This is a genomic window from Marinagarivorans sp. (assembly GCF_982758155.1).
Window position 1 is genome coordinate 1 of record NZ_CEXWTU010000311.1, and the last position, 4,654, is coordinate 4,654.

The 4,654-nt window shown below is 47.8% G+C and carries 4 protein-coding genes; 2 read left to right on the forward strand and 2 right to left on the reverse strand.

Translation table 11 applies throughout. The features are described from left to right. Window positions 1-131: 131 nt before the first annotated feature. Window positions 132-785 carry a CPBP family intramembrane glutamic endopeptidase gene (locus tag AC3A8L_RS20025; RefSeq protein WP_487964041.1) on the forward strand — a complete coding sequence of 218 codons (654 nt, stop codon included), beginning with the start codon at window positions 132-134 and terminating at the stop codon, window positions 783-785. A gap of 60 nt (window positions 786-845) precedes the next feature. Next, on the forward strand, window positions 846-1,280 hold the full coding sequence (locus AC3A8L_RS20030) for a DUF3291 domain-containing protein (RefSeq protein ID WP_487964042.1): 435 nt from the start codon (window positions 846-848) through the stop codon (window positions 1,278-1,280). 65 nt (window positions 1,281-1,345) lie between these two features. On the opposite strand, the gene AC3A8L_RS20035 is transcribed toward AC3A8L_RS20030, so the two are convergent. Together AC3A8L_RS20035 and AC3A8L_RS20040 are read right to left on the reverse strand one after the other, a co-directional pair. Then, complete coding sequence (locus AC3A8L_RS20035; protein WP_487964043.1) at window positions 1,346-2,725, reverse strand: DUF1552 domain-containing protein; 1,380 nt, start codon at window positions 2,723-2,725, stop codon at window positions 1,346-1,348. Between the two features lie 12 nt (window positions 2,726-2,737). Beyond that, a partial coding sequence (locus AC3A8L_RS20040) for a DUF1592 domain-containing protein (protein ID WP_487964044.1) occupies window positions 2,738-4,654 on the reverse strand: 1,917 nt, incomplete at its 5' end.

The window sequence follows — 4,654 nt, forward strand, 5'->3', positions numbered from 1 at the left end:
TATAGGTCATTAGGGTAACGCATGGAGCAGTTACCGAGGCATGTAACGCTTTGAGTAACGAAGGTAAGGAAGTCGATATCAAGCATTAGTGGATGAAATATTGTTTCCTCGTCCCTTAGCCAAGGCTCCCTATGCAAAGCCATCCTTCAAGTACTTTTCTGCAAGAGTTGTCCCGCTTCAAGTACTTCTGCCAGAACTACTGCCGGGCCATTATCATTATTGCAACGGCCACCACGGTGATGATTCTTGCGGAATCTTCAACGGTACACTGGTTTACTCAAACACATTACGAATCACTGGTTTTGTATGGCCTAACCCCCTGCGCGTTATTAATCGCCTTAGGTTACCGGCAGCTACAATCATTAGGCTTAGGGCTTGGCCACTGGCGCTTCTGGCTGCCGGCCAGCTTACTTTACCTAGCTGTCGCGATACCGCTCGTTATTGTAGGCACGCAACAAGAAAGCATGCACGGTTATTATCAAACACCAGACTTTGACTTTACCACGCACTTTTTAACCACCAGCATTTACCTATTGGGTTGGGAATATTTTTTTAGGGGGTTTTTACTTGAGGACTTACGAGAGAAATTTAAAGAAGGGGCTATTTTGCTGCAACTGATTCCTTTCACGCTACTGCATCTAGGCAAACCGGATATTGAAGCCTTATCGTGTATTTTATCGGGCTTGGTTTGGGGTTACATTTGCTATCGGGGCAACAGCTTTTGGCCGGCATTTTTGATGCATCTATGTGTAAATCTTTGTACGGTACTAATTATCAACCGCTAAACATCTTGCAAAATTTTCGCTGTACGCTTATTTTCATCTCCGAAAATGGAGTAGACAACAATGGTTACTTACACCCTAATTCATGCCAATATCGCCTTAGCCAAGTTCCCTTTCGACAGCCCACAAATGGCGAGTTTTTTTGGGCAGGTAGAGCGTATCAACCAAATTGCTTACGATACCGAAGGCTTCATTGATGAACCCAAACCACTTGATAAAGGTAGCCACTTCAACGAGCCCTACCTCTTAAACTTAACACGCTGGCAGTCTGTTGAGGCACTTAAAAACTTCACCTATAGAAGTGATCACGCGGCGATAATGCTAGCTCGCAAGCAGTGGTTTTTACCGCAAGAAGGCGCCAAATATGTATTATTTTGGCTACCCCCAGATAGCACCCCCACAGAAGCAATCATAGCTAAACGTCTTGCTAAAATTACACAAGAAGGTCCTTCATTAGACGCGTTCAATTTTCAGACCCCATACCCAGCTCCACACTAAACAACAAAATTCAGACACAAAAAACCCAGCACGCGGCTGGGTTTTGGTTCGAGCAAAAGCAATGCCTAACGCGGTTGCGCGCCACCTTTCCAGCCGGCAAAAATATCACCTCGCTTATTCGGCATTTCAAAACTGGTATAGCCCGCCACTTGGCGAATGGTATCCAGTACATCGGTATGGTTAATACTCGGGTGTTGAAAACCATCGCCAATCACTTTAACACTGCCGTGTGGTGAGTTTTTCCAATCAAGTGAACGGCCAGTGACTAAACCCACATTGTTATTCACGCCGCTCGCAAGGAACATAGGAATCCGCCAGTGATCGTGATAGTTACCGTGCCCTAGGTCGGAAACCGTCACAATAATAGTGTTGTCCAATAAGCTGCCATTCACATCAGGCGTATTTGCCAGTTTTTTAATCAAATTAGCCACTTCGGCCATCCACCATTTTTTAGAGGTGGTATGTACCGCTGGCGAAGCGTGTGATGCATCGTGATCACCTACACCAGAACCCGGCACTTTTACCGGCGATACAGAAACCCCGTAGCTAAAGGCCATGGTCTTGGTAATACCGCACGATAACGCAGCAACGGCAATATCTTGCTGTAACTGCGAAGCCATTGGCAGGATATCGGTTTGCGACCAAGCCTCGTCGGTATCGCTTCTGTCAATAATAGGAGCATCGCTAATATCGGGGATGATATTACAAGCCTGCGCCATCATGTCGGAGCCGCCTCCGGCAAAGCTCGCCTCTAGAATAGACAAGGCATCTGAATGCTGCTGCAAACGCTCGCGTTGACCATCGAGGTTACCAATTTGGCTTTGAATCCGGGCTAGATCATTCTTAGCTGCTGATAACATTTGGGTTTCAACACCGCCAGTACCCGCACCGGCATTAGGACCGCCATCAACACTGCCGGCCGCACCGAATAAGCTCGGGTACACAATGCGAGGGTCGCAGGCCGAATCCAGCGAGGTGCCGCCATCGTGGCTAATACGCTTGTTAGCATCGTTGCCCCACATAGTGCCAACGCCCATCTGAACAGAAGGTTTAGTAATACCGTTCGTCGCACGGTTTTCCCAATCCTCTTTACCCATCAAAACATCAATCGATGAATGTGGGTCGTTGGCCACTAAGCGGCCTGTAAGGCTCTTAGCACAACCACCTTCGTGTGTATTTGCAGCACCTTCGTAAGCGATGCCATCAAGAAACACCAAATTGTTGTACACGCTTTGCAAAGGTGCCGTCATACCGGGGAGCGCGCTACTGCCCGCATTTGGGAAAAAAGAATCGCCATCAGCCCCGTTAGGGTGAAATAAGAAAATGGTGCGAATAGGCGCTGTACCATTTTGCGCCATGGCGTTTCTAGCCAACAAACAAGCCAATGGATTAGCAGCTGTTAACGAGCCTGCGGCAATTGCTTTAAATAAACTACGTCGTTTCATTACCGTATTCTCCTAGTTACGCTGCATAAAGTTTTGTGAGGCAACAATTTCTACCCACAAGTCTTTTAAGGATTTCTCTGCTGGATTCCAGCGCGCTACCGTATTGGCAACCGTACAACTATCGGGCTTAGCTTCGCCATCCATCATGCGTTGGAATTGCTCTGCGACACAGGAAGATGCCGATTGCATAGCGCCATCCGATAAAATATCGGATAAATCTTGAAGGTTACTAAATACATGGTTATCTGGGTCAGTCATACGGTTTAAGCCCGAAATAGAACCCGATGCATCTACAGCTGCCCCATTCGCTTCGGCGGTGCGGAAGCCACCTACAGCATCGTAGTTTTCGAAGGCGAAGCCAACTTCATCAATAAACTGGTGACAGGCCGCACAGGTTTCGTTAGCTGAGTGAGCCGCAAAACGTTCACGTGTGGGCTTAGTCGCATCAAAAGGCTCAACCTCACCAACGTTAGCCGGCGGTACACCAAACTCTTGGCATAACAAGTTGTTACGTACCAACAAACCACGCTTAATCGGATGCGATTCATCAAACTTAGAGTTACGCGCTAGCACCGCACCTAAGCGCAATACACCACCACGCTGATCACCTGCTGCAATTTTCGTCATTTCACTACCGGCGCCATTCAAACCATAGAAAGTCGCTAAAGTGTTATCGGCAAAAACCTGATCCCAATTAAGGAAGTCACTCATAGTGTAGCCGTCAGCTAGCAACATTTCCTTTAAGAACATTTCAAGCTCTTGGTCCATCGCCTCTGCAACCTGCCCATTAAAGGTAGGGAAAAGCTGCGCATCGCGATCGATACCGGCAACGGGGTCAATGTGTAACCACTGGCGACCAAAGTGAACAAACTGCTTCTCTGAGCGGGCATCGGAAACTAAGCCATCGACCGCTTGGCGAATTTGCGCCTCATTGCCTAAAGTGTTGCTGGCCGCTTTATCAAGCAATGCACTGTCTGGCGTAGAACCCCAGAAGGTGTAAGCCAATAGCCCGGCAATTTCATACTGTGTAAGGCGACCATCCGAACCAATTTCTGAGCGGTACAAGAAGTTAGGCGAGATCAACATCGCCTGCACGACATTACGCGCACCCTCTTCATCATTGGCTCCGGCTTCAAAGATTGCCGAGTAGTCATCCATTTCGTCGTTGATAAGTGGCCGACGGAAGGCCATGCGACCAAACTTATTCACAAAACAAGCACCCACGTTTTGCTGGTTACAGTTATTAGTGGATAACCAAGGCGTTACATTCGCCACTTCAGCAATGGCCTGCGCGGCGGCCCAATAGCCCTCTAAGCGGGTTGATGTAATGGAGCTCGCATACGCATTGTTATCAAAGCCCTTCACTTCAGTATCCGAACCGATGGTACGCGCTAAAGTTTCGGCGTCGTTGCGGCCAAACAGATCGTTAATCGTATTCACATATTCAAACTTGGTTAAGCCGCGCACACGTCGTGGCAAGGTCGATTCACCCTCATCACACGACACTTTCGGGCGGATAGACCACAAGTATTCAGCAACGGCCGTTGCACAATTACCTACACACTGCTGCCAAGCATTCGGGTTAACTTCCGAGATAGGCATAGAATCATTAATTTTCTTAGTGAGCGACTCTAAAGAGTAATTTTCAAACACAATAGGCTGTGATTCTTGTAAACCATCATTACCGTGGCACGCCAAACAGCCGAAATCTTTATAGGCTTGCTGGCCGTCGAATTCGATATCAGGGTTACCGCCGCCATTATCTAACGTGCTCGCAACATCAAAGAAATAGGCGGAAATATCATCGCCACACCCTTGGTCGCAATTCGTTTTGGGGTTGTTCTTCGGCATCTGGTTATAGATGTAGTCCGCTAAAGCTGTTTGAGCAGAACCGTAATACGACTGGACATCGATAATTAACGGGACAAA